Source organism: Erysipelatoclostridium sp. MSK.23.31, from assembly GCF_019125875.1.
Classification (GTDB): Bacteria; Bacillota_I; Bacilli_A; order Erysipelotrichales; family Coprobacillaceae; genus Thomasclavelia; species Thomasclavelia ramosa.
In genome coordinates, this window is the sequence record NZ_JAHOCB010000020.1 from 17,886 (window position 1) to 41,123 (window position 23,238).

Annotated in this window: 19 protein-coding genes and 1 pseudogene; 16 read left to right on the top strand and 4 right to left on the bottom strand. The window is 29.5% G+C overall.

The window, feature by feature from the left end:
• The first annotated feature begins 291 nt into the window (after positions 1–291).
• Positions 292–1,332, top strand: a complete 1,041-nt coding sequence (gene rsmH / locus KSU54_RS10055; protein WP_040434308.1) for a 16S rRNA (cytosine(1402)-N(4))-methyltransferase RsmH — start codon at positions 292–294, stop codon at positions 1,330–1,332.
• A gap of 45 nt (positions 1,333–1,377) precedes the next feature.
• On the top strand, positions 1,378–1,599 hold the full coding sequence (locus KSU54_RS10060; protein ID WP_003537680.1) for a hypothetical protein: 222 nt from the start codon (positions 1,378–1,380) through the stop codon (positions 1,597–1,599).
• A gap of 1,219 nt (positions 1,600–2,818) precedes the next feature.
• Here the strand turns inward: KSU54_RS10060 and KSU54_RS18860 are convergent.
• Positions 2,819–2,977, bottom strand: coding sequence for a TetR/AcrR family transcriptional regulator (locus tag KSU54_RS18860; protein WP_193600569.1), 159 nt, complete (start codon positions 2,975–2,977; stop codon positions 2,819–2,821).
• Between the two features lie 163 nt (positions 2,978–3,140).
• Here KSU54_RS18860 and KSU54_RS10070 point away from each other — a divergent pair, with 163 nt between their 5' ends.
• Complete coding sequence (locus KSU54_RS10070) at positions 3,141–4,121, top strand: diaminopimelate dehydrogenase (protein WP_003537683.1); 981 nt, start codon at positions 3,141–3,143, stop codon at positions 4,119–4,121.
• A 137-nt stretch (positions 4,122–4,258) separates the two neighbouring features.
• Here KSU54_RS10070 and KSU54_RS10075 read toward each other — a convergent pair whose 3' ends face one another.
• The 3 genes from KSU54_RS10075 to KSU54_RS19440 all read right to left on the bottom strand — a co-directional run bounded on the left by KSU54_RS10075 (position 4,259) and on the right by KSU54_RS19440 (position 5,697).
• Complete coding sequence (locus KSU54_RS10075; RefSeq protein ID WP_003537685.1) at positions 4,259–4,453, bottom strand: hypothetical protein; 195 nt, start codon at positions 4,451–4,453, stop codon at positions 4,259–4,261.
• A 745-nt stretch (positions 4,454–5,198) separates the two neighbouring features.
• Positions 5,199–5,441, bottom strand: coding sequence for an ATP-binding cassette domain-containing protein (locus tag KSU54_RS10080; RefSeq protein ID WP_003537689.1), 243 nt, complete (start codon positions 5,439–5,441; stop codon positions 5,199–5,201).
• Positions 5,442–5,547: 106 nt separating this feature from the next.
• Complete coding sequence (locus KSU54_RS19440) at positions 5,548–5,697, bottom strand: ATP-binding cassette domain-containing protein (RefSeq protein ID WP_081446373.1); 150 nt, start codon at positions 5,695–5,697, stop codon at positions 5,548–5,550.
• A gap of 299 nt (positions 5,698–5,996) precedes the next feature.
• Between KSU54_RS19440 and KSU54_RS10090 the strand changes: the two genes are divergently transcribed.
• The 13 genes and pseudogenes from KSU54_RS10090 to KSU54_RS10145 all read left to right on the top strand — a co-directional run bounded on the left by KSU54_RS10090 (position 5,997) and on the right by KSU54_RS10145 (position 23,215).
• Positions 5,997–7,352 (top strand): MATE family efflux transporter, encoded by a 1,356-nt coding sequence (locus KSU54_RS10090; RefSeq protein ID WP_117792435.1) that lies wholly within the window; start codon positions 5,997–5,999, stop codon positions 7,350–7,352.
• A gap of 98 nt (positions 7,353–7,450) precedes the next feature.
• On the top strand, positions 7,451–8,485 hold the full coding sequence (locus KSU54_RS10095) for a helix-turn-helix domain-containing protein (protein ID WP_009010106.1): 1,035 nt from the start codon (positions 7,451–7,453) through the stop codon (positions 8,483–8,485).
• Positions 8,486–8,689: 204 nt separating this feature from the next.
• Positions 8,690–9,097 carry an SseB family protein gene (locus KSU54_RS10100; RefSeq protein WP_008791697.1) on the top strand — a complete coding sequence of 136 codons (408 nt, stop codon included), beginning with the start codon at positions 8,690–8,692 and terminating at the stop codon, positions 9,095–9,097.
• Positions 9,098–9,788: 691 nt separating this feature from the next.
• Positions 9,789–10,562: a MurR/RpiR family transcriptional regulator gene (locus KSU54_RS10105; protein ID WP_009301055.1), complete on the top strand. Its 774-nt coding sequence runs from the start codon at positions 9,789–9,791 to the stop codon at positions 10,560–10,562.
• Positions 10,563–10,630: 68 nt separating this feature from the next.
• Positions 10,631–11,494, top strand: coding sequence for a damage-control phosphatase ARMT1 family protein (locus tag KSU54_RS10110; RefSeq protein WP_003537694.1), 864 nt, complete (start codon positions 10,631–10,633; stop codon positions 11,492–11,494).
• Between the two features lie 143 nt (positions 11,495–11,637).
• A complete protein-coding gene (locus KSU54_RS10115) occupies positions 11,638–14,199 on the top strand; it encodes a translation factor GTPase family protein (RefSeq protein ID WP_117792437.1) in 2,562 nt (853 codons plus the stop codon).
• 10 nt (positions 14,200–14,209) lie between these two features.
• Positions 14,210–14,593 (top strand): hypothetical protein, encoded by a 384-nt coding sequence (locus tag KSU54_RS10120; RefSeq protein ID WP_003537699.1) that lies wholly within the window; start codon positions 14,210–14,212, stop codon positions 14,591–14,593.
• A 91-nt stretch (positions 14,594–14,684) separates the two neighbouring features.
• Positions 14,685–15,110 (top strand): MarR family winged helix-turn-helix transcriptional regulator, encoded by a 426-nt coding sequence (locus KSU54_RS10125; protein ID WP_008791701.1) that lies wholly within the window; start codon positions 14,685–14,687, stop codon positions 15,108–15,110.
• Between the two features lie 109 nt (positions 15,111–15,219).
• A pseudogene (locus KSU54_RS19445) lies at positions 15,220–15,911 on the top strand (ABC transporter permease); the annotation flags it as partial.
• 84 nt (positions 15,912–15,995) lie between these two features.
• Positions 15,996–16,829, top strand: a complete 834-nt coding sequence (locus KSU54_RS19450) for an ABC transporter ATP-binding protein (protein WP_226814542.1) — start codon at positions 15,996–15,998, stop codon at positions 16,827–16,829.
• A 1-nt stretch (position 16,830) separates the two neighbouring features.
• Complete coding sequence (locus KSU54_RS10135) at positions 16,831–18,687, top strand: ABC transporter ATP-binding protein (RefSeq protein WP_008791702.1); 1,857 nt, start codon at positions 16,831–16,833, stop codon at positions 18,685–18,687.
• A gap of 103 nt (positions 18,688–18,790) precedes the next feature.
• Positions 18,791–20,221 carry an extracellular solute-binding protein gene (locus tag KSU54_RS10140; RefSeq protein ID WP_008791703.1) on the top strand — a complete coding sequence of 477 codons (1,431 nt, stop codon included), beginning with the start codon at positions 18,791–18,793 and terminating at the stop codon, positions 20,219–20,221.
• A 21-nt stretch (positions 20,222–20,242) separates the two neighbouring features.
• Positions 20,243–23,215: an EAL domain-containing protein gene (locus KSU54_RS10145; RefSeq protein ID WP_008791704.1), complete on the top strand. Its 2,973-nt coding sequence runs from the start codon at positions 20,243–20,245 to the stop codon at positions 23,213–23,215.
• Positions 23,216–23,238: the final 23 nt, after the last annotated feature.

Sequence of the window (23,238 nt, forward strand, 5' to 3'; positions counted from 1 at the left end):
AAAATTAAAAAAATTGAGAGTTCTACCCATTGCATTTTATTTGGGTAATAATACTGCAGTAGAAATGAAAAAATTATATAAAGAGGATAATTTTGAAGAAAGGATAAAAGGTTAGTTTTAAAACATTTTATCCTTTTTATATAAAATTTTCTAAATTACTTAATAAATATTTTTGATTATCTCAGTAAGCATAGATGATTTGCATATATCCTAGACATTTACTATCTAATGATGATAAGATAGTTGTTAGTAAATAAAAAATTAGTAGCTAAAAAAGAGAGGAATCTAATTATGGAACCTAAACATAAAAGAAGGATTAGATATAAGGGAACGCATCCTAAAAAATACAATGAGAAGTATAAAGAATTAAATCCAGAATTATATCCAGAAACAATTGAAAAAGTAATTAAAAAAGGTAGCACGCCAGTAGGTATGCACCTATCAATCATGGTTGATGAAATTTTAGAATTTTTAGATATTCAAGAAGGGCAAATAGGATTAGATTGTACTTTAGGCTATGGCGGACATACTTTAAAAATGCTGGAATGTTTAAATTATACTGGTCATATGTATGCTTTAGATATTGATCCAATTGAAAGTATAAAAACTAAAGAACGCTTATTAGGTAAAGGATATGGCGAAGATGTTTTAACAATAAAAAATTGTAACTTTAAAGACATTGATATCATATCAAAAGAGGTTGGTTTGTTTGATTTTGTTTTAGCTGATCTAGGGGTATCATCTATGCAAATAGATAATCCAGAACGGGGCTTTTCCTATAAAAAAGAGGGTCCCTTAGATTTAAGATTAAATCCTCAAAAAGGAGTTCCAGCATCTATTAAGCTACAAGAGTTAAATAGAGATCAGTTAGAGCAGCTTTTTATTGAAAACTCTGATGAGCCATACGCAAAAGAAATAGCTAGAAATATTGATTCATACTTAAAATCAGGCCAATTAATTACAACGACAACACAACTGTATAAAATAATTGAAAAAAGCCTGTCTTCTATTCCAGTGACAGAACGAAAAGACATAGTGAAGAAATCAGCTGCACGGGTATTCCAAGCTTTACGGATTGAAGTTAATCGTGAATTTGATGTTCTCATAGAATTTATGGATAAACTCCCAACGATTCTTAAACCTGGAGGCAGAGTTGCGATATTAACATTTCATTCTGGTGAAGATCGAATTGTTAAAAAGGCATTTAAAGAAATGAAAAATCTTGGAATTTATAGTGATGTAGCTAGAAATGTGATTAGACCAAGTAAAGAAGAGTGTCATATGAATAGTCGTGCTAAATCAACAAAAATGAGATGGGCAATCAAAGCTTAAGTATACTTGGAATTACTATATATTGAAAGATAACTAAACTAATATATGAATAATAGGGGAGAAATTTGGAAAATCAGTGATATATATAATGGAGAAAACATTGATGATAAAGCGGTTGTTTTGGTAATAAGAAATAATCAAGTATATATTCCGACTTCAAAGTTAGAAGAGAATATAGATATCATTGAAGAGAATTGTGATGATATTGCAGCTAATAACGATAAGTACATAAAAAACTATTATAATTATAAGGTAGCATTATTTTAATAGTTTGGGGATAAATGTCATTTGGATCAATGATTATGATGATATTTCCAAAATACTTATGGAAATTATTAATATAAAATAAGCTCTTTAATAATTTTAAGTAAAACAGAGTACGATTAAATTAATTTTAAAATCATATAAATAAGAGGATAACTTTAAATATATTAGATTTTGTAGTTATCTTTTTATTTATTTTGATATTTATCTTTGAGTGCTTTATGAAATAATTTTGTTTCATGCTTATGACAAGTATCTAAGTTGTAGTTTTCACAAGTTGAGTGTTTATTACTGATTTTATAAAAATGCTCAGGATGATGATAATGTCTATATTCTTATTCCAATATAGACACTAAACAAAAAGCTAAATTGTAAATGGAGTAGGGATAAAAACTAAAAGGCTGTACTGAAAATAGAATCTTAATTATAGATACGTCATTCCATGTAACGTTGTGGTTTGATAAATAAAGAGTTAAAAGGATACCAGCTAAAATTTGCAAAGAAGACAGAGAAATTTGATAAAGAAATCTAGAAACTCAAAGTAAAGACGGTTCTGTGATTATATATTTGAACAGTCCTTTTAAAAAGTATTGGATTAAGCTGATGGTTAGAAATATATTTTTTTAAAAACTGGTATCCTTTGCATAAAGTTAAATTAAACATAGAAAACATATCGTGATCGGAAAAATAATCATGCTGGTAGAACAAAAGGAAGATTTCGATTTTCAATATGATAATAAATTGCAAATAAAAAGCAACTTGTAAAAATGCTAATGCGATTCATTAAATTTTACCATTATTAGCATATAAACGATTAAACTGTTTAATGCGAAGTCCCAAAATATTAACTACCTCATCTTCACGTTCTGGGATACTGTTACATAAAGAGATAAGAATGTAAATAGGAGTATAAAAGTGTAAAGTAATAATATATGAATTTTCGTCTTTTGAAATATTATGCTTGGTTAAAACAGAAAAATGAATTGTTGATAGGGTAATGAATCGTCAAAATATTCTTTGATATATTAGTTGGCAAAATCTTTATTTTTAAACTGTTCAACTGTCATTATTTTTCAAACTTACTTTGAAATTCGTCGTGGAGAAAATAAGGAAACATATTCTCATCAATATTAATGAATCGATACATCTCTTGTTCTAGAGCAATTCCATTCATTTCTAGACTTTCGACAAATTTTTGATACCATTCATATTTTTAATGTTATCATATAAAAATATATTGTTTACTTTGATAATGTTTATACAGTGATGGAGCCTTGATTCCAACGATTTGAGCAATTTGGTTAACAGTTATTGCATCGTAGCTATTTTTTGAAAATAAAGTTAGTGCTTCTAATAATATTTTTTCTTTTGTTGAAATCATTTCCTCCCCTTTTTAGCTAATAGTTATTAGTTGCCAAAATAAATATATTTAATAGTAGAAGTTTAAATATGAGAAAAAAATATATTGATGTAAGAAAAATTTCATATTCGTGTTTTTTTGATAAAAGAATGATAAAATATTAAAAAATATAAGGAGTGGAAACATGATAAAAATAGGAATTGTAGGATACGGAAATTTAGGACGTGGGGTAGAATGTGCAGTATTACATAGTCAAGATATGGAACTAACTGGGGTTTTTACAAGAAGAAATCCTAAATCAGTAAAAACACATAGTGATGTACCTGTTTATAGTATGGATAAAGTTTATGATATGAAAGATCAAATTGATGTTCTTGTTTTATGTGGTGGTAGTGCCAATGATTTACCAAAACAAACAGTAGAATTAGCAGAATATTTTAATGTAGTTGATAGTTTTGATACACATGCTAAAATCCCTGAACATTTTGCTAATGTTGATGAGGCAAGTAAAAAGAATAAACATATAAGTATTATTTCTGTTGGCTGGGATCCAGGGTTATTTTCATTAAACCGTCTTTATGGACAAGCTATTTTACCGCAGGGTCATGATTATACTTTTTGGGGAAAAGGGGTTAGTCAGGGACATTCTGATGCAATCAGAAGAATTGACGAAGTTAAGGATGCAAGACAGTATACTATTCCAGTAGAAGCTGCTCTTCAAAGTGTTCGTAATGGGGAGAATCCAACTTTAGTAACACGTCAAAAACATACTCGTGAATGCTTTGTTGTTGCTGAAGAAGGGGCTGATTTACAAAGAATAGAAGAAGAAATTAAGACAATGCCTAATTATTTTGCAGACTATGATACTACTGTTCATTTTATAAGTGAAGCTGAATTATTACGTGATCACCAAGGAATTCCTCATGGAGGGGTTGTATTAAGAAGTGGTACAACTGGATTCGAACAAGAAAACAAACATGTAATTGAGTATAAATTAACCTTAGATTCAAATCCGGAATTCACGTCAAGTGTATTAGTTGCATATGCTCGAGCAGCGCATCGGATGTATCAAGAGGGTCAACATGGATGTAAAACTGTTTTTGATATAGCGCCTGCTTACTTACATCCTGAATCTGGTGATGAATTAAGAAAAAAATTATTATAGTAAAATTTTCAAATTTAATAAATCTAAAACCTACTAGTAGATGTTATGGTATGGTACTTCTAAAGTAGACTGTGTAAATAAATGAAACGCTGAATATTAAAGAGGCATCAGATCATTAACTACTATGTAGGTTTTTATTAGAAATTACAGTTTTCTATTTTAATTATGTGATCAACTAATTCTTGATAAAAATCAGGCTCATGGCAAACTAAAATAGCACTACTAGAATAATTTTTAATTGCTTTTGCCAATGCTTTTTTTATTTCTTGATCTAGATGATTAGTTGGTTCATCTAAAATCAATAAATGGCTAGTAATAATAGCAACATACATAATTTTACTTTTGTCTGCTCACCACCATTTAATTGGATAATTGGTTTATCAATAAGATCGGTCGTAATATTGAAATGTGCAAGATTGGTTCGAATTGTCTTAATGCCTAATTTAGGATGACTATCGTGAACTATTTTTAACGGTGTTTGATAATCATTAGTCCAAATTAAATCTTGATTATAATAAGCAATTTTTATTTGATCATTAAAAATAAAGGTTCCTGATATCAGAATAATTTCACCTAGTAACGTTTTTTAAGTGTTGATTTTCCAACACTGTTAAATCCAGTAATGGCAATTTTTCTTGAGCGGACAGTGAAAAGCTGATCTTTGAAAGTAAAGGCTTATGATATCCAATCGTTAAATTAGCTGCTTTAAGAATTTGTTTCGTTAAAAGTGGTAGATTTTTAAATTTAAAATCTAGTATTATAATTGTAATAGGTGATGTTAGACGTTCAAAGTGAGCTAATTGTTTACGTCTTCCTTGAGTTATTTCTGAATTATTCCCAGCTATATTTTTGCGGATAAATTGTTCCGTTTTTTATATGTTTTTGTTGTTTTTGATAACGTCTTAGATAATCAGTGCGAAGACGTTTTTTTGTTTTAAAAAGATGAATATTTTCCACGATATTTTTTATTGTATAATAATCAATATTTAAAATACAATCAGTAATTTTATCTAGAAAATCAAAATCGTGCGAGATAACAATATAGGTGCCCATAAAATTATTTAAAAAGTCAACTCGCTAATTAATATGTTTAGTGTCTAAAAAATTAGTAAGTTCATCCAATAATAAAACATCTAGTTTTTCTAATAACAATTTAGCTAGAATCACTTTAGCACATTGTCCACCACTGATTTTATTAATTTTTTTATCAAGTCCAATTAGATTAATCCCAAGACCTGCAGTTACCATATTTATTGAAGTATCGATAGTATAATAACCACTGTTAATCAATTTTTCTTGATATCTACCAGCTAAAGTCAAAAGTTCTTCATTATTATTAAAACTTCTTTTTTTGATACAGTGTTAGCATTTTTTGTTCTAAAAAATATTCTTCATTGTAGACAGGACTAAGATATTCTTTGATTATTTATTCTTGATTAAGAGTAGCATATTGATTAAGGTGGGCGACTTTAATATTAGAATGCCAAATAATTTGACCATACTCTGGTAAATAAGCACCGGTAAGCAATTTCATTAATATGCTATTACCAGCACCATTGGCTCCTAAGATGACTATATGTTCATTTTTATATCATATTTTATCTCTAAAATCATGAGATAAATCTTTAATTGTTAATAAACTCATTTTCTTTTTTTCCTATCTAATAAAGCAGTAAATATTAACATAAATATTACCTTCTGCAAATGAATATATAATAAATTAAAGATACTGTCAATTTCAGTCAATAAATGTATTAAACTATATTTTTTAATAAAGTGATTACTTGATATAAATAGTTTTTCATATTTATAAATTTTCTTAACATTGTTAGAAAATAATGTATAATAAATAAACATGTTTAAGGAGGGAAAATGATGAAAAAGGATATGACGACAGGTAGTCCTCTTAAGCTGATTATTGCTTTTGGGATACCTTTAGTAATAGGTAATATTTTTCAACAGTTTTATAGTATGGTTGATACAATTATTGTTGGGAAATATGTTGGGAAAACAGCTTTAGCAGCTGTGGGGTCGACCGGATCACTAAACTTTATGATTATTGGTTTTGGAATTGGTATATGTAGTGGTTTTGGAATTCCAATTGCCCAAAGTTTTGGTGGTAAAAAAATACAAGACATGAAAAAATACATAGTTAATTCATTTTATTTATGTATGTTGATTACAGCAATTATGACAATTGCTACTGTTATTGCTTTACCATCAGTTTTAGAGTTGATGCAAACACCAAGTGATATTTATCAGCAGGCATATGATTATATCGTGGTTATCTTTATTGGATTATTTGCCACAATGCTATATAATATTTTATCAAGTATTTTAAGAGCAATCGGAGATTCAAGGACACCGTTATATTTTTTGATTTTATCATCAATAATTAATATTGTTCTAGATTTGATTTTTATTACTCAATTTGATATGGGAGCAGTAGGAGCTGCCTATGCAACAGTAATTGCCCAATTTCTATCTGGAGCAGCCTGCTATATTTATATGAAAAAGAAAACCGACGTTTTAACTTTCGAACATGATGATAAAAAATTCAGTAAAAAACACAGTATTCGATTATTACAAATGGGCTTACCAATGGCAATGCAGTTTTCGATTACTGCAATTGGCAGTGTTGTGATTCAATCTGCTGTTAATACTTTAGGTTCAGATGTTGTAGCTGCAGTTACTGCTGCGATTAAAATTTCTGTTATGTTGACTCAGCCATTAGAAACTTTAGGGTTAACAATGGCAACGTATGGCGGTCAGAATTTAGGTGCAAATAAAATAGGACGGATTTTCTCCGGATTACGAGTAAGTTGTATTATTGGCGCTGCTTATTGTGCTATTGTATTTATATTTGTTTACTTTACTTCTGATTATCTATCATTGTTATTTATCGATGCTAAAGAAGTTGTTATTATGGCAGAAATTAAACAATATTTGTTAATTAATTCGATGGGATATTATATCTTATGTATTTTATTTATATTGCGTAATTTACTACAGGGATTAGGTTATAGTTTTTTAGCAATGTTTGGCGGTGTTGCAGAAATGATAGCTCGCTGTATTGTTGCTTTCTTTTTTGTTTCATCATTTGGTTTTAATGCAATTTGTTTTGCAAATCCATTAGCGTGGCTTTTTGCGAATATTGTCTTTATTGGTGGATGGATTTATAAACGTAAAGAATTAAAAGTAATTCAAAGTAGCGAGAAAGTAACAGTTTAATTAACAATTCGTTTATTTTTTCCCAGCAATAGTAACTAACGGTCAATTGTATCTTAGAATGCATATGTTATTATATTACTATAATGAGGTGAAAATTAATGAAAATTAATGAAATAATTAAAGAAAAGCGATTAGCTTTAGGGTATACACAAGAGCAATTAGCCAAGTTTTTAAATCTTACTACGCCAGCAGTCAATAAATGGGAGCGGGGGATTAGTTATCCAGATATTACTATTTTACCAGCTCTAGCAAGAATCCTAAAAACAGACTTAAATACTCTATTGTCATTTAAAGATGATTTGTCAGATTATGAAGTTGTGTTGTTTTTAAACGATTTAGCTGCAATCAAAGATTTTCAGCAGGCATATAGAATTGCAATAGATAAAATAAATGAATATCCAACTTGTGATAATCTAATTGTTAATGTAGCAGTTGTTTTAGAAGGATTGCTTTCATTAAACGAGATGGATGAAGCTATAAAATATCAGCAAAAAATTGACAGTTTATTGGAACAGTGTTTAACTAGTGACAATCCAATGATTAAAAATCAAGCTCAAGCAGTTTTGATCAACAAGTATATTAATCAAGGGAAACTTGAGCAGGCTGAGAAGCTAATTAATGAATTACCAGAACAACATTTAATAGATAAAAAACAAAAGTTAGTCAATCTCTACATAGCTCAAGCAAAATTAGAAGCAGCCGCTAAATTACAAGAAGAAAAACTTTTAGTGACAGTTAATGAGATTCCAACTATGCTTTTAACTTTAATGGAGATTGCAATTAAACAAGAGCGGTATGATGATGCTGAAATAATCGCCGATATATATAAAGAAATGCATGAAGTTTTTGGATTATGGAAATATTCTAGTTATACTGCACATTTTCAATTATGTATAAATCGTAAAAAACGGTTAGAGTGTTTAAAAATATTAAAAGAAATGTTCAATGCAATTAATAAAGGATGGAATATCAATACTTCTCCTTTATATCGCCATATTACAGCAAAAAAAATTGATCAGACCTTTGTTCAAGAAATGAAAAATATGCTTGTGACATCAATTAAAAGTGATCCTGATTGTAAATTTATTACCGATGATCTTGAAATGAATAAAATCTTAGAAAAATATAAATGATGGTTAAATATCATCATTTTTTATAATATTTAAGAATATGCACAAGTAATTCACAATTTGTGAATTACTCTGTGATTGCAAGGTAGTCGCGTATCATTTAGTATTAAACATAATGTATAAGAAAAGGTGAATAACGCGTTTCTTTATAAGCTTAGATATGTTACAATAATATCCTTGAAAATCAATTTGAAAGTCGGTGAGTATATGACTATAGAAACTAATGATAATTTAAACCAGCTAATAAAAGCATACAATCATGATATTGAACTCAATCGTTTAAAAGATATTCTTGATTATTTAAAATCAAAACCAATTTATATGCCTTCGACAATTAAGATTTCAAAACAAAAATTACTAAAGATCCCCAATGATGATCTAATAATGATTTTAGATAATTTATCTGGAGAAACTACTCAAAATTATTTACCTGTATATTCTAGTCCTGTTTTATTCAATTCAAAATATCGCTATTTTGTTACTTTGAGTATTTATGATTGTTTTATGTTAATGAAAAGATTTAAAGAGAAAAATGCAATAATTATTAATCCTAATAGGGATAATTCATTAGTTATTGATAACATATTAATTAAGTATTTAAAAAATGGCGGATAAAAACTAAATTTATGTTTATTGATCCATATCGCAGCTTGTAAATAGAAATGATATGGATCATTTAATTGTTGCCTTTTAAATTGTATGATAAGATAATTTTAATGATAAATAGGTATTTATATTACATGGAATAAAGAAATAGAAAGGTTAAATGGAAACGTAAATCAAACTATTGAAAAGAAAGGGGATAGAATCTATCGTAACAGCTATTGGAAACCTTATATCCATGATTTTTCACAATATTTAGAATTTAAAAAGTGTAATAGAGTTCCAAGATTTTTAGGCGATGATGAAAATAATCGTGAGATATTATCTTTTTTGCATGAATATGTATCTGGTGACAACTTTTTTAATTGTCATGCAATTGTTTGGACAGATTATATTGTCACAATGATGCTAGTTATCAGACTAATTCGGATGGAACAATAAGAAATTATAAGACAAATGATACTTTGTTTAGAAAAGAAAGAATAAAAATATTTTTTAAAGCTTACGGAATGATTATACCAGATAATCTCTTTATTTGGGGGATATGTTGAATCGAAGAACTTTGTAATTTGACTAATCATGAGGTATTGGCTGGAAATAAAGCTTTTCAAAAAATAATGAGATTAATTATTATCAAAATGAAATTACTTTTATAAAAAACAATAGTAAAGCCTGGTATTGAATTATGAATAGGAGAAATTGGATGAATTTGGTGACAACAATGTTAATAAATGTAATAAATAATTCTCACAATAGTGTAGTTGATTGTGATATTGCTAAATATTTAATAGCAAATCACGAAAATATTAATAGTCTATCAATTAGTGAGTTAGCGAAAAATACAAATGTTTCAATATCGCAAGTAAGCCGATTTGTACGATCGTTAGGGATTGAATCTTTTTCTGATTTTAAAGAAGCCTTGGTATATCACGGGGAGCAAAAGCGACATACAGGTTTACAAAGAGAAATAATTGATTATAGAGTATATCAGAAAATGGTTACTGAGGAGATTACATATTTTTATCAGAATTTTGATGAAAGTCGAGTGGATAAACTTGTCTATGATTTTTACAAATATCCAAAAATAGCAATTTTTGGAATTTTAAATAGTGATAATGGAGCAAAAGAATTACAGTATAATTTAATTGGCTGGGGAAAAATTTGCATTTCTTACACTAACTTTCAAGACCAACTAGATTTTATTAAAAGTGCAGATAGTAATACTTTAATTGTAATTTTTAGCTTTTCTGGTAGCTATGTCATGAAAAATGGCTATTCACGTTTTTATCATACTTATGATTATTTAAAAAGTAGTAAAGCAAAGGTTTACGTAATTACTAAAAATAATTTAGTGCAGGAGCTCGAATATGTCAATGAAGTTATTTTGGTTCCAATAAAACATGATTTATATAACTATACTTTGCAATGTCTTGTTGATTTGATTTTTATGAAATATCAAAAAAATTTGATAAAATAGAATTTCCATTTTTTGGAAATAATATTTATTTAAATATAAGAATGCTATGCTAAAGGAGGGTGAGTCGAATGAAAATAAATGAAAATTGTTTACCATGCTTGATCAGTCAAGTTATTAAAGTGGCCAATATTACAAATATAAAAAATCGTGATATGTTTTATCGAGGAGTATTTCAGTATTTGGGAAAACTAAATTTTACTAAAACTAATCCAGAGATAATTGGTGCTACATTTGAAATGATCAAGCAGCAAGTTAATGATGAGGATCCATATTTTGAACTTCGGAAATATTATAACGAACTTTTCTTATCACGTAGTACTGAATTTGAAAATAAGATCAACTCTTTTGAAACGGCTGTTAAATATGCAATTATTGGAAATATTATTGATTTTAGTCCTATCTATAATACCCAAATTAAAGACATTGATAAGTGGTTTGAAAATATTGATCAATTAAAATTAGCAATTAATCAGCTTGAAGAAATGATAACTGATATAAAAAGTGCAAAGGTACTTTTATATTTAGGTGATAATTGTGGTGAAATTTGTCTTGATAAATTATTAATTAGAAGAATTAAAAAACTCAATCCGGAGATTGATATATATTTTGGTGTAAGAGGAAAACCAGTAGTAAATGATTCAATTGAAGCTGATGCATATTTTGTTGGAATGGATGAATACGCTACAATTATCAGTAATGGTGATAATTCTTTGGGTACGGTATTAGAACGTACGAGTAATGAATTTAAAAGGATATACCGAAGTGCCGATATAGTTATTGCTAAAGGGCAGGCAAACTTTGAAAGTTTGAGTGAACAAGAGAAAAATATTTATTTTTTATTGATGGTTAAATGTGAAGTTATTGCTAATTATATTGGGGTCGCACAAAAATCATTAATTTGTTTAAACTATTATAAAAGCATGAGTCATTGATTCATGCTTTTACAACAATTCAAAATAATTTGAGTTGAATTAAGCATATTTTTAAGCTGAATTAGATAAATTGGTAATATCAATTGTAATTATAGCAATATTCTTTATAATTATATTATTAGAAAATAAGTAGGATGATATAAATGAAAAAGATAGTATTAGGAATTCTTGCACATGTTGATGCAGGAAAAACAACATTAACTGAGAGTATATTATATTTAACAGGAACAACACGAAAATTAGGTCGAGTTGATCATCGGGATACTTTTTTAGATTATGATTTTCAAGAGAGAAATCGAGGGATTACAATTTTTTCTAAGCAGGCAATAATAAATTGGCATGATAGCCAAATTACTTTAATTGATACGCCAGGTCACATTGATTTTTCGACAGAAATGGAACGTACGCTACAAGTGCTCGATTATGCTATTTTGGTAATCAGTGGGATAGACGGTGTCCAAGGTCATAGTGAAACTATTTGGAATTTATTGAGATACTATAAAATACCAACCTTTATTTTTATTAATAAAATGGATGTTAGTCGTTATGAGCAATCTGAATTAATGCAGAATTTAAAAGAACGACTAGATGAACATTGTTTTGATTTTAGTAATTTGAATGATGAATTTTATGAAAGTGTTGCTTTAAATAGCGAAGATTTATTGAATTATTATCTAGAATATAATACCTTAAACAAAGAGATGTTAATTAATGAAATTGCTAGATGCCAATTATTTCCGTGTTTTTTTGGCTCTGCGTTAAAAATGGAACGGATTGATAATTTTTTTAATGAATTTACTAATTATATAAAGAATAAGGATTATTCTGAATCTTTTGGAGCGCGAGTTTTTAAAATAAGTCATGACGAACAAGGAAACAAATTGACACATTTAAAAATTACTGGCGGTAGTTTAAAAGTGAAAACGCAACTTTTAAATGATGAAAAAGTTGATCAAATTCGTATTTATTCTGGGAATAAGTATCATTTAACTGATGAAGTGATGGCTGGGGATATTTGTGCGATTAAAGGGCTTAAAAGTATAGTTGCTGGTCAGGGATTAGGTATAGAAGATAATACGACTCAGCCATTGTTGTCACCATACATGGATTATCAAATTAAATTGCCTCCTGATTGTGATCAACATCAAGTGTTAAAAAAGTTAAATTTATTAGCACAAGAAGATCCTCAGCTACATATCAATTATAACGTTAGAACCAAAGAAATTCATGTTCAATTAATGGGTGAAATTCAAATTGAGGTGCTTAAAAATATAATCCAAGAGCGGTTTAAAGTTGAAGTTGATTTTGATTATGGAAGAATTATTTATAAAGAGACGATTGAAGAAGCTGTTGAAGGGGTAGGACATTTTGAACCATTACGTCATTATGCTGAAGTACATTTACTTTTAGAACCCGGGAAACCAGGGTCGGGATTAAAATTCGATACAAATTGTCAAGAATATCTTCTAGCGAATAACTATCAACGATTAATTTTGTCGCATTTACAAGAAAAAGAGCATTTGGGAGTACTTACGGGCTCGCCAATCACAGATATGAAAATAACTTTAGTGGCTGGAAAAGCACATTTAAAGCATACTGAAGGCGGTGATTTTAGAGAGGCAACATATCGGGCGATACGTCAAGGCTTGAAAACAGCAAAATCGGTTTTACTAGAGCCGTATTTTGATTTTTCACTTGAATTACCGATTGAATATCTGAGTCGAGCGATTTATGATATTGAGGCAATGGCAGGGAACTTTAAATTACCGGAAAATCAAACTGACATTGCTGTTATTACCGGAAGTGCACCAGTCAGTAAAATGCAAAATTATCAAAGTGAAGTTGTTAGATATACTAAAGGAAAAGGGCGCCTAATTTGTCAGTTAAGTGATTATCGCCCATGTCAAAATCAGGCTGAAGTAATTAAATCATTCAACTATGATAGTGAGGCAGATGTAGAAAATCCAACAGGATCAGTATTTTGCAGTCATGGTGCTGGTTATAATGTAAGGTGGGATCAAGTTGCCCAACATATGCACATACCATTTGTTTTTAAAAAAATAAAGAAGACCGCTAATAATATTCAGGATAAATCTAAATTTGATAATATTGATGACGAGTTAGAAAATATTTTCACACGCACTTATGGACCAGTTAAACAAAGATCTGGCGAACATCAAGTAACTAAAAAAATATTTAATGAGTCAAGTTATAAATACATTCCAGAATGTTTATTAGTTGATGGCTATAATGTTATTCATGCCTGGCCAGAATTGAAAGAGTTAGCAAAAGATAATTTAGACGCAGCTAGAATGCGATTAATTGATATTATGTGCAACTATCAAGGTTACAAAAAATGTATTTTGATTTTAGTATTTGATGCATATAAGGTTAAAGATAATATTGGTTCAACTACTAAATATCATAATATTTATATCGCATATACTAAAGAAGCACAAACAGCTGATATGTATATTGAGCGGGCAACTCATGAGTTGGCAAGTAAATACAATATTACAGTGGCCACATCTGATGCGTTAGAACAATTAATCGTATTAGGGCAAGGTGGGAAAAGAATATCTTCTCGCGAACTTCGATTAGAAGTAGCACAACTTGATCAAGAAAAATTAGAAGAATTCCGACGTAAACAACCTAAGAGTCATAATTATTTATTAGAAGGACTTAAGAATTTTAATCAGGATTAGGAGTTTGAAAATGAAAAAAACATTTAAATATAATCTTAATTATATTGGTGGTATTGCTGAATATCAAAAGCGTGCTATTTATACCTTAAATCTTAAAGAAAATAGCTTTTCAGTTGATGGTATCTTCAAAAGTAGAAAGTTTTCTTATAACGATATTATTGAAGTGAAATATGGTGAAATCGAGGAATTAAAAAAACAGCTGGATCCTGTAAATGTTTTATTATTTGGACGAATGGCGTTATTAGATAGACGATTGAATCGTAAATTAAAATATTGTTTAGCTATTATTTTAAAAGAGGAAATGACTATTGTTTTTGCTGAGGAATACGATGGTACGATTAAAACAGCATATAATACACTAAGTAAAATATATAAAATGACCGGCTCTAAATAGAAGCCGGTTTTTAATTTTAGTAAATACCTTGACAGACTTTATTAATAAGATTAGTATACTAATAGTTAGGATACTAATAATAGGAGGAAAGATGGCTAATTCATTATATTATTTATTATTTAAAACAGCGCATACACAAAGGAAAAAGAATATTCCTTTTTTAAAAGAACTGAATTTAGCACCAGGACAGCCAAAGGTTTTACGATATTTGTATGAACAGAAAAGAGAATGTTTACAAAAAGATATTACTAAAGGTTGTGATATTGAGCCTGCTACAGTTTCAATTATGCTAAACAAATTAGAAAGTAATGGTTTTATTAAACGGAATTATAGTGAGGAAAATAAGAGAAATGTATATATTCAACTTACCGAATTAGGAAAAATCACTTTTCTTAAATGGCAAGCATATCTAGATGAGCGTGAAGATATTACCTTGAGAGATTTTAGCAAGGAAGAAAGAAAACAATTTATTAATTACTTAGAGCGCCTTTATGACGCCTTGTTAAAGGAGGAATAAGATGTTCAAACAATTTTTTGGCTATTTTAAAAACTATAAAAAATATCTTTATTTAAGTGCAGTGTTTGTTATTTTAGAAACTCTTTTTGAGTTGATTATTCCTTTGATAATGGCTGATATTATTGATATCGGTGTAGCAAATAAAGATAGAAATTATATTCTGATCAAAGGGGGATTAATGATTATATGTGCGCTTTTGTCGCTTGGTTTAGGCTTATTGTATGCAAAGACTGCTGCCAAAGCAGGACAGGGGTTTGGCTATGAATTGCGAAAAGCACAATATCAAAAGATTCAAGAATTTTCGTTTAAAAATACAGATCATTTTAGTACTTCATCGTTAGTTACTCGACTTACAAGTGATGTTACTATTTTACAAAACGCTATTTGTAATGGGATTCGTCCGTTAGTTAGAGCACCTTTTATGATGTTAACTGCACTAACTATGGCAATACTAATTAATGCTAAATTAGCTGTTGTTTTTTAATAGCTATTCCTGTTCTAGCAACATGCTTAATTATAATTATGTCAAAAGTTCGTCCTTTATATGGGAAAATGCAAAGAGCTTTAGACTCTGTCAATTCGATAGTTCAGGAAAATCTAATTGCGATCAGAGTTGTAAAGTCATATGTTAGAAAAGATTACGAACAAGCTAAATTTAATGAAGTTAATTTGAATTATCAACAAGTTTCACGTAAATCATTCCATTATGCAGTTATGAATATGCCGTGTTTTCAATTTGTGATGTATTCGACGATTATTGCAATTCTATGGTTTGGGGGTGGGATGATTCAGGTTGGAAATATGCAAGTAGGTGAATTAACAGGATTTTTAAGCTATATTATGCAAATCTTAAATTCCTTAATGATGATTTCAAATGTTTTCTTGATGTTAACTCGTTCTCTAGCTTCGGCATATCGGATTCAAGAAGTTTTTGATGAAGAAATAGATATTAAAGATGAAAAAAGTGACATAAAGATTACGAGGGGAAAAATCATATTTAAAAATGTTGCTTTTAAATATGACTTAAAAGCAAAAGAATATGTATTAAATAATATAAATTTGGAAATTGAGCCTGGTGAAACTGTTGGTATTATCGGGGGAACAGGTAGTGCCAAAACTTCATTAGTACAATTGATTCCTAGATTATATGATATTACAGCAGGGGATTTATTAATCGATGGTCATGATATAAAATCATATGGAATCGAACATCTTCGAGATGAAATTGCTATGGTATTACAAAAAAACACTCTATTTTCTGGAACGATTAAGGAAAATATTTTATGGGGTAAAGCAGATGCTAGTGATCACGAACTTAATGAAGTTTTAGACATTGCTTGTGCCAGTGAATTTATCGATGCATTGCCTAAGGGAATCAATACAGATTTAGGGCAAGGTGGAGTTAATGTTTCTGGTGGGCAAAAACAAAGGTTATGTATTGCACGTGCATTATTAAAGAAACCAAAAATTTTAATTCTTGACGATTCTACCAGTGCATTAGATACAGCAACTGAACGAAAACTAACAGATGGATTAGCATACTATTTGCCTAAGACAACTAAAATTATTATTTCACAGCGATTATCATCACTTGCCCATGCAGATAAAATTGTTATTTTAACTGATGGTAAAATTGATGATATAGGAACACCTGAAGAATTAGCAAATCGTAATCATATCTATCAAGATTTATGTAAAATTCAAGAAGGAGATAAATAATATGGCTAGAATAAACGGAACTCCACGCCCTAAAAATTTAAAGAAAACTTTAAAAGCAATGGCTAGTTATTTAACTCGACATATAGGAACACTCATAATCATTGCTATTTTAGTATTAATTAGTGCAGGTGCAAATATTTTAGGTACTTATTTATTAAAACCGGTTATTAACGATTACATTCTACCAGGTAATAATGCTGGACTATTACAAGCAATAATAACGATGGCAATTATGTATTTAACTGGTGTCGGGGCTTGTCATCTATATAATCAATTAATGGTAAAAACTGCTCAAGAAATCGTTAAAGAAATTCGTGAAGATTTATTTGATAAGATACAAAACTTACCGCTTAGTTTTTTTGATCAGCGTACTCATGGTGAGTTGATGAGTCGATTTACTAGTGATATTGATACAATTTTAGAAGCTTTAAATAATAGTTTTGCAATGTTGATTCAAAGTTTTATAATGATTGTAGGAACAATTACGATGATTATTATTTTAAATCCTTATCTATCAATCATTGTAATTGCTTCAATGGTAATGATGTTTATTTTTATTCGTTATAGTAGTAAAAAGAGTAAGCAGTATTTTAATCAACAACAAAAATATATGGGAAGTTTAAATGGTTTTATTGAAGAAATGGTCGAAGGAAGTAAAGTAGTTAAAGTTTTCAATCATGAACAGGTGAACTTTGCCGAGTTTGAAAAAAGAAATCAAGCTTTACGACAAGCAGCTACGAAAGCAGTTACTTATTCAGGAACTATGATACCAACAGTTGTCAGTATTTCATATTTGAATTATGCATTATCTGCTGTAATAGGCGGGTTTATGGCAATTTATGGGATTATGGATTTAGGAAGTTTATCATCATATTTGGTTTTTGTTCGACAAACTGCGATGCCAGTAAATCAATTTTCCCAACAAATGAATTTTATTTTGGCAGCAATGTCAGGTGCAGAACGTATTTTTGAAATTATGGATGAAAAAGTTGAAATAGATGAAGGAAGTGTCACTTTAACAAATGTTCGCAATGAATATGGTAAGCTAGTTGAGTGTCATGAAAATACTGGACTTTGGGCTTGGCGTCATCCCCGTTCTAATGGTGATGTAGAACTGGTTTTGTTAAAAGGTGATGTTCGCTTCCATGATGTTTGTTTTAGTTATGTCCCCAACCATCCTATTTTAAAAAATTTAAACTTATATGCAAAACCAGGTCAAAAAATTGCATTTGTGGGCTCTACAGGAGCTGGGAAAACAACTATTACTAATTTGATTAATCGTTTTTATGAATTAGATTCTGGCAGTATAACATACGATGGAATTGATATTAAATTAATAAAAAAAGCAGCATTGCGACAATCGTTATCAATGGTTTTGCAAGACACTCATTTATTTACAGGAACGATTGAAGATAATATACGTTACGGTAAATTAGATGCTAGTGATGAAGAAGTGGTGGCAGCAGCTAAACTAGCAAATGCAGATTCATTTATTCGGCGACTTCCGCAAGGCTATCAAACAATGTTAACCGGTGATGGTTCTAACTTATCACAAGGACAACGTCAGCTATTAGCTATCGCTCGTGCAGCAATTGCTAATCCCCCAGTTTTGATTTTGGATGAGGCTACAAGTTCTATTGATACTCATACTGAAAAATTGATTGAAAAAGGGATGGATAGTTTAATGAAAGATCGTACCGTTTTTGTAATTGCACATCGTCTTTCTACAGTTCGTAATTCAAAAGCAATCATGGTACTCGATCATGGGGAAATCATAGAACGTGGGAATCATGATGAATTAATTAATCAAAAAGGAAGATATTATCAATTGTATACTGGAAAAATGGAGTTGTCATAGAGGATATCAATAGGTATCCTTTTTTGTATTGATAAAGTGTGAAGATTGTATAAATGACCAATTTGTGTTATCCTTTAGGGGATAAGGGAATGGAGATAAGCATATGAAAAAAGTAAGATTAGTTTTGATATCTTTATTAATGTTTTTTGCTGTAACTGGATGTAGTAATGAGGATAAAAACTTATTAGACAAGGATGATCCAACGACGATTCAAGTATGGCATTATTATAATGGTGCGCAACAAGAGGAATTTAATCGTCTAGTCGATGAATTTAACAAAACAGTCGGTAAAGAAAAAGGGATAATTGTTGAGGGCTCTGGTCAAGGAACAATTTCTGATTTAGAAAGAAATGTCTTAGATTCAATTAATGGAAAAGCTGGGGCTGCAGATATTCCGAATATTTTTGCAGCGTATGGTGACACAGCTTATCAAGTGGATAAGTTAGGTTATGCAGTAGATTTAAATAAATATTTTAGTAAAGACGAGCTATCTAAGTATGTCGATGGTTATCTTGAAGAAGGACACTTTTCAAGTAAAGATACATTAAAAATTTTTCCAGTGGCTAAATCAGTAGAGTTATTTATGTTGAATAAAACAGATTGGGAGAAGTTTGCAAATGCTACGGGTGCTTCAACAAATGATTTAAATACAATTGAGGGTGTTACTAAGGTTGCAGAGCAATATTATAACTGGACTGATAGTTTGACAGCTGCTCCAAATGATGGAAAAGCATTTTTTGGTCGTGATGCTTTTGCAAATTATATGCTCGTTGGCTATCGCCAGCTAGCAACAGATATTTTTAGTAAAAAGGATAATAAAATCGTATTAAATTTTGAAGCAGATATTGCTAAAAAATTATGGGATAATTATTATGTTCCTTACATAAGTGGTTATTTTAGTTCATCAGGTAAATTTAGAAGTGATGATATAAAAATCGGAAATATTCTTGCTTGTGTTTCTTCATCTTCGAGTGTCACATATTTTCCTAAAGAAGTTATTTTAAATGACGAAGAAAGCCATTCAATTGAATTGGAGACATTTGCTTGCCCTAAATTTAAAGATGGTAAAGATTATGTCGTTCAACAAGGAGCAGGAATGGTTGTTCTCAAAAGTGAAGAAAAAGAACAACAGGCAGCTGTTGAATTTTTGAAATGGTTTACTAGTGATAAACAAAATATTGCTTTTTCAAATGCTAGTGGTTATTTGCCAGTTACCAAAAGTGCAAATGATCTTGATAAGATTACTGATGAAGTAGAAGTCAATGAGTCAGTAAAGAAAACGTTAAATACTAGTCTTAAAATGATTTCAGATAATAATATGTATACATCAGTTCCTTTTGAAAAGGGAACTGATGCAAGAAATGTTTTAGAAACAACAATGAGTAATTTAGCTAAACAAGATCGTGAAACAGTTATTACTAATCTTTCAAATGGAATGAATTTAGAACAAGCAATTAGCCAATTTAATAATGATACTTATTTTAATCAGTGGTATACTAATACTAAAAGCCAATTAGAATCATTAATTAAATAGTTCTATAGAAGGAGGATTGTGATGTTTCGTAAAATCATGAAAAACAAATCAATTTTTTCATATTTACTTGTAGTAATGTGTATTTTAGTGTTAATCGAGACAACAATCCTTGTTGGTAGCCTTTCAACTGGTGGAATGTTTGCTAAATTAAACCAGAACGCTAAAGATATTGTTGATCAGCGAGTTATTAATCGAAGCAGTTATCTTCAAAATGAAATGTTAAACAATTGGTCCAATTTATCTCAATTGACAGACCACATAAATACGACAGCTAAGCAGCTTGTTAGTGAAGGAAAGGTTGATTATGAGCATCTTGATGACAGCTCTGAAACAGCAACACCACTTATTTTGGCAGTTGTAGATCAATTGATTTCAACAATGCGCTCTCAGCATGTTACAGGGGCATATATCATTTTTAATAATCATGACTTGGATAAGGGACTTGAAGATAAACCTGGAATATATTTAAGAGATCTTGATCCATTATCAAAAGCTTCAGCAGAAAATGGGGATTTATTAATTGAACGAGCTCCAACTGAAGTGGTTAAATCTTTAAATATTGCTACTGATTCATCATGGCGGCCACGTTTTGAATTTAAAAAAGCAAACATAAAATATTATGATTTTTTCTATACTCCATACCAGCAGGCAATTAGTAATTCACAAGAATTTTCGAGTACTGATATGGGCTATTGGGGTGGGAGTTTTCGCCTGAGAGATTCTGAAAATGAGGCTTTCACCTACTCATTACCGCTAATCAACGATCAAGGAGCTGTTTATGGTGTCGTTGGAATTGATATTACATTAGATTATTTGAACAAATTATTGCCCAGTACAGAGTTACTTGATGAAGGTAATGGAAGCTATTTGTTGGCAATCAATCAAGATGATTCATTGATTTTAAGTAATATTTTAACGAATGGAAATATTTATACGACGAAAAGTCCTACAACTGAATTAATGCAATCTGAGAATGATTATTATATCAATCAAGGTTCTAACACTTTATATAGTTCATTAAAATATTTGAATATTTATAATTCTAATACACCATACAGTAATCAACGCTGGGCTTTAGTAGGAATAGTTGATACTTCAGATTTATTTGCATTTACAAATAAAATCACTTCGATTTTGATGTTCGCAATCTTTTTAACCTTGACAGTTGGAATTGGTGGAAGTTTCATTTTTAGTTATATCATTTCAAAACCAATAAAAAAATTATCAGATGAAGTCGTAAAAGCTAATATTAAAAATAAGATTTCTTTCAGACGTACAAATATTGCTGAAATTGATCATCTTGCAAATATGATGGAACAACTAAATCAAAATGTTCGTGATACTGCCTTGAAATTCACTAATTTATTACAAATGGCAAGTATTAAGCTAGCAGGGTTCGAATATAATATAAACACTGAAGAATTGTTTATATCAGAAAACTTTTTTGAGGTTTTACTAAAATATGATGTTAATACTTCAGAATTAACAATGACAAAATTTAAAGAAACATTTGAAGGCTATAAACAATATATTGTTTCACATGATTATAGCAAAAAAGAATATCTCTTCAAAATTCCTGATGATGATAATTATGTTTTTGTGAATCTACGGCTATTGGTAAATGATAATGCATATACTGGGGTAATTGAGAATGTAACTAATACAATTGTTGAAAAGAATGTGATTGAATATGAACGTGATCATGATGCTCTAACTGGACTTTTGAATCGGAGAGCATTTATTAGGATCATGAATAGTTTATTTGAAAATGAAATAAACAAAATAAAAATAGCAGCACTATTGATGTTAGATTTAGATAATCTGAAGTACATTAATGATAATTATGGGCATGAAATTGGTGATAATTACATTTCTAAAGCTGCTGAAACATTTGTAAACAGCACCCCAGAAAATACTATTATTTCACGGATTTCTGGTGATGAATTTTTTGTTTTCTTTTATGGTTATGATGATGAAAATGTAATTAAGCAGTTAATTAATAAATTAAAGGAAGCAATTAGCAAGGCTTTTATTCCTTTGGCTGATAATAGTAATTTTCATGTCAATGCATCAGGCGGTATTGCCTGGTATCCACGGGATAGTGAATCTTTTGAAAAACTCCAACATTATGCTGATTATGCAATGTATAAGATCAAACGTACAAGTAAAGGTAATTTAACAGAGTTTAATCTCAATGATTATATTGCGGATTCTTTTTTAAGCGAAAGTAAAGAAGAATTAAACACTATTATTGAAGATCGAGCAATTCAGTTTTATTTTCAACCAATTATAAGTAGCAAAGATGGAACTATTTATGCATATGAATCATTAATGAGATCATTTATGCCATCATTAAAAAATCCCCTTGATATTTTAAAAATAGCTAAAGAGGAGGGACGTTTAGCAGAAATTGAAGAATTAACATGGTCCTCATCACTTGAAACCTTTGCCAACCATTTACGAAATGAGCGAATTAATAAAGATTGTAAAATATTTATTAATTCTATTTCAAATCAAATTTTAAGTACTAAAAAAATTGATGAGCTAGAAAAGGAGTATTCAAAGTATTTAAAAAATGTTGTTTTAGAAGTTACTGAAGTTGAGTACATTGACGAAAATTATCATCAGCAAAAAGCAGAATTAATGAAAAAATGGCAAGCAGAATTAGCATTAGATGATTATGGAAGTGGATATAATAGTGATCGAATCTTATTGCTGATTTCACCTAAATTTATTAAAATCGATATGGATATAATTCGTAATATTGATAGTGATCCTGATAAGTGTAAAATTGTTGAAAACATTGTTAATTATGCTCATGAACGGGATATGAAATTAATTGCTGAAGGAATTGAAACGATTGATGAATTAAAGCAGGTGATTAAGCTTAAAGTTGATTATCTTCAAGGTTTTTTATTAGCCAAGCCGCAATATTTACCACCTCGGATTCAAGAAGATGTGATTAAGTTAATTCAACTTTTAAATGAAAAATAGATATAGAAGGTACAGTAATGTAT

Coding starts and splice junctions, on each gene's coding strand:
- KSU54_RS10140 (WP_008791703.1), top strand. CDS start 18,791: ATGAAAAAAGTAAGATTAGTTTTGATATCTTTATTAATGTTTTTTGCT.
- KSU54_RS10090 (WP_117792435.1), top strand. CDS start 5,997: ATGAAAAAGGATATGACGACAGGTAGTCCTCTTAAGCTGATTATTGCT.
- KSU54_RS10105 (WP_009301055.1), top strand. CDS start 9,789: ATGAATTTGGTGACAACAATGTTAATAAATGTAATAAATAATTCTCAC.
- KSU54_RS19450 (WP_226814542.1), top strand. CDS start 15,996: ATGTTAACTCGTTCTCTAGCTTCGGCATATCGGATTCAAGAAGTTTTT.
- rsmH (WP_040434308.1), top strand. CDS start 292: ATGGAACCTAAACATAAAAGAAGGATTAGATATAAGGGAACGCATCCT.
- KSU54_RS10060 (WP_003537680.1), top strand. CDS start 1,378: ATGAATAATAGGGGAGAAATTTGGAAAATCAGTGATATATATAATGGA.
- KSU54_RS10095 (WP_009010106.1), top strand. CDS start 7,451: ATGAAAATTAATGAAATAATTAAAGAAAAGCGATTAGCTTTAGGGTAT.
- KSU54_RS10100 (WP_008791697.1), top strand. CDS start 8,690: ATGACTATAGAAACTAATGATAATTTAAACCAGCTAATAAAAGCATAC.
- KSU54_RS10125 (WP_008791701.1), top strand. CDS start 14,685: ATGGCTAATTCATTATATTATTTATTATTTAAAACAGCGCATACACAA.
- KSU54_RS10120 (WP_003537699.1), top strand. CDS start 14,210: ATGAAAAAAACATTTAAATATAATCTTAATTATATTGGTGGTATTGCT.
- KSU54_RS10145 (WP_008791704.1), top strand. CDS start 20,243: ATGTTTCGTAAAATCATGAAAAACAAATCAATTTTTTCATATTTACTT.
- KSU54_RS10070 (WP_003537683.1), top strand. CDS start 3,141: ATGATAAAAATAGGAATTGTAGGATACGGAAATTTAGGACGTGGGGTA.
- KSU54_RS10110 (WP_003537694.1), top strand. CDS start 10,631: ATGAAAATAAATGAAAATTGTTTACCATGCTTGATCAGTCAAGTTATT.
- KSU54_RS18860 (WP_193600569.1), bottom strand. CDS start 2,977: ATGATTTCAACAAAAGAAAAAATATTATTAGAAGCACTAACTTTATTT.
- KSU54_RS10075 (WP_003537685.1), bottom strand. CDS start 4,453: ATGTATGTTGCTATTATTACTAGCCATTTATTGATTTTAGATGAACCA.
- KSU54_RS10135 (WP_008791702.1), top strand. CDS start 16,831: ATGGCTAGAATAAACGGAACTCCACGCCCTAAAAATTTAAAGAAAACT.
- KSU54_RS10115 (WP_117792437.1), top strand. CDS start 11,638: ATGAAAAAGATAGTATTAGGAATTCTTGCACATGTTGATGCAGGAAAA.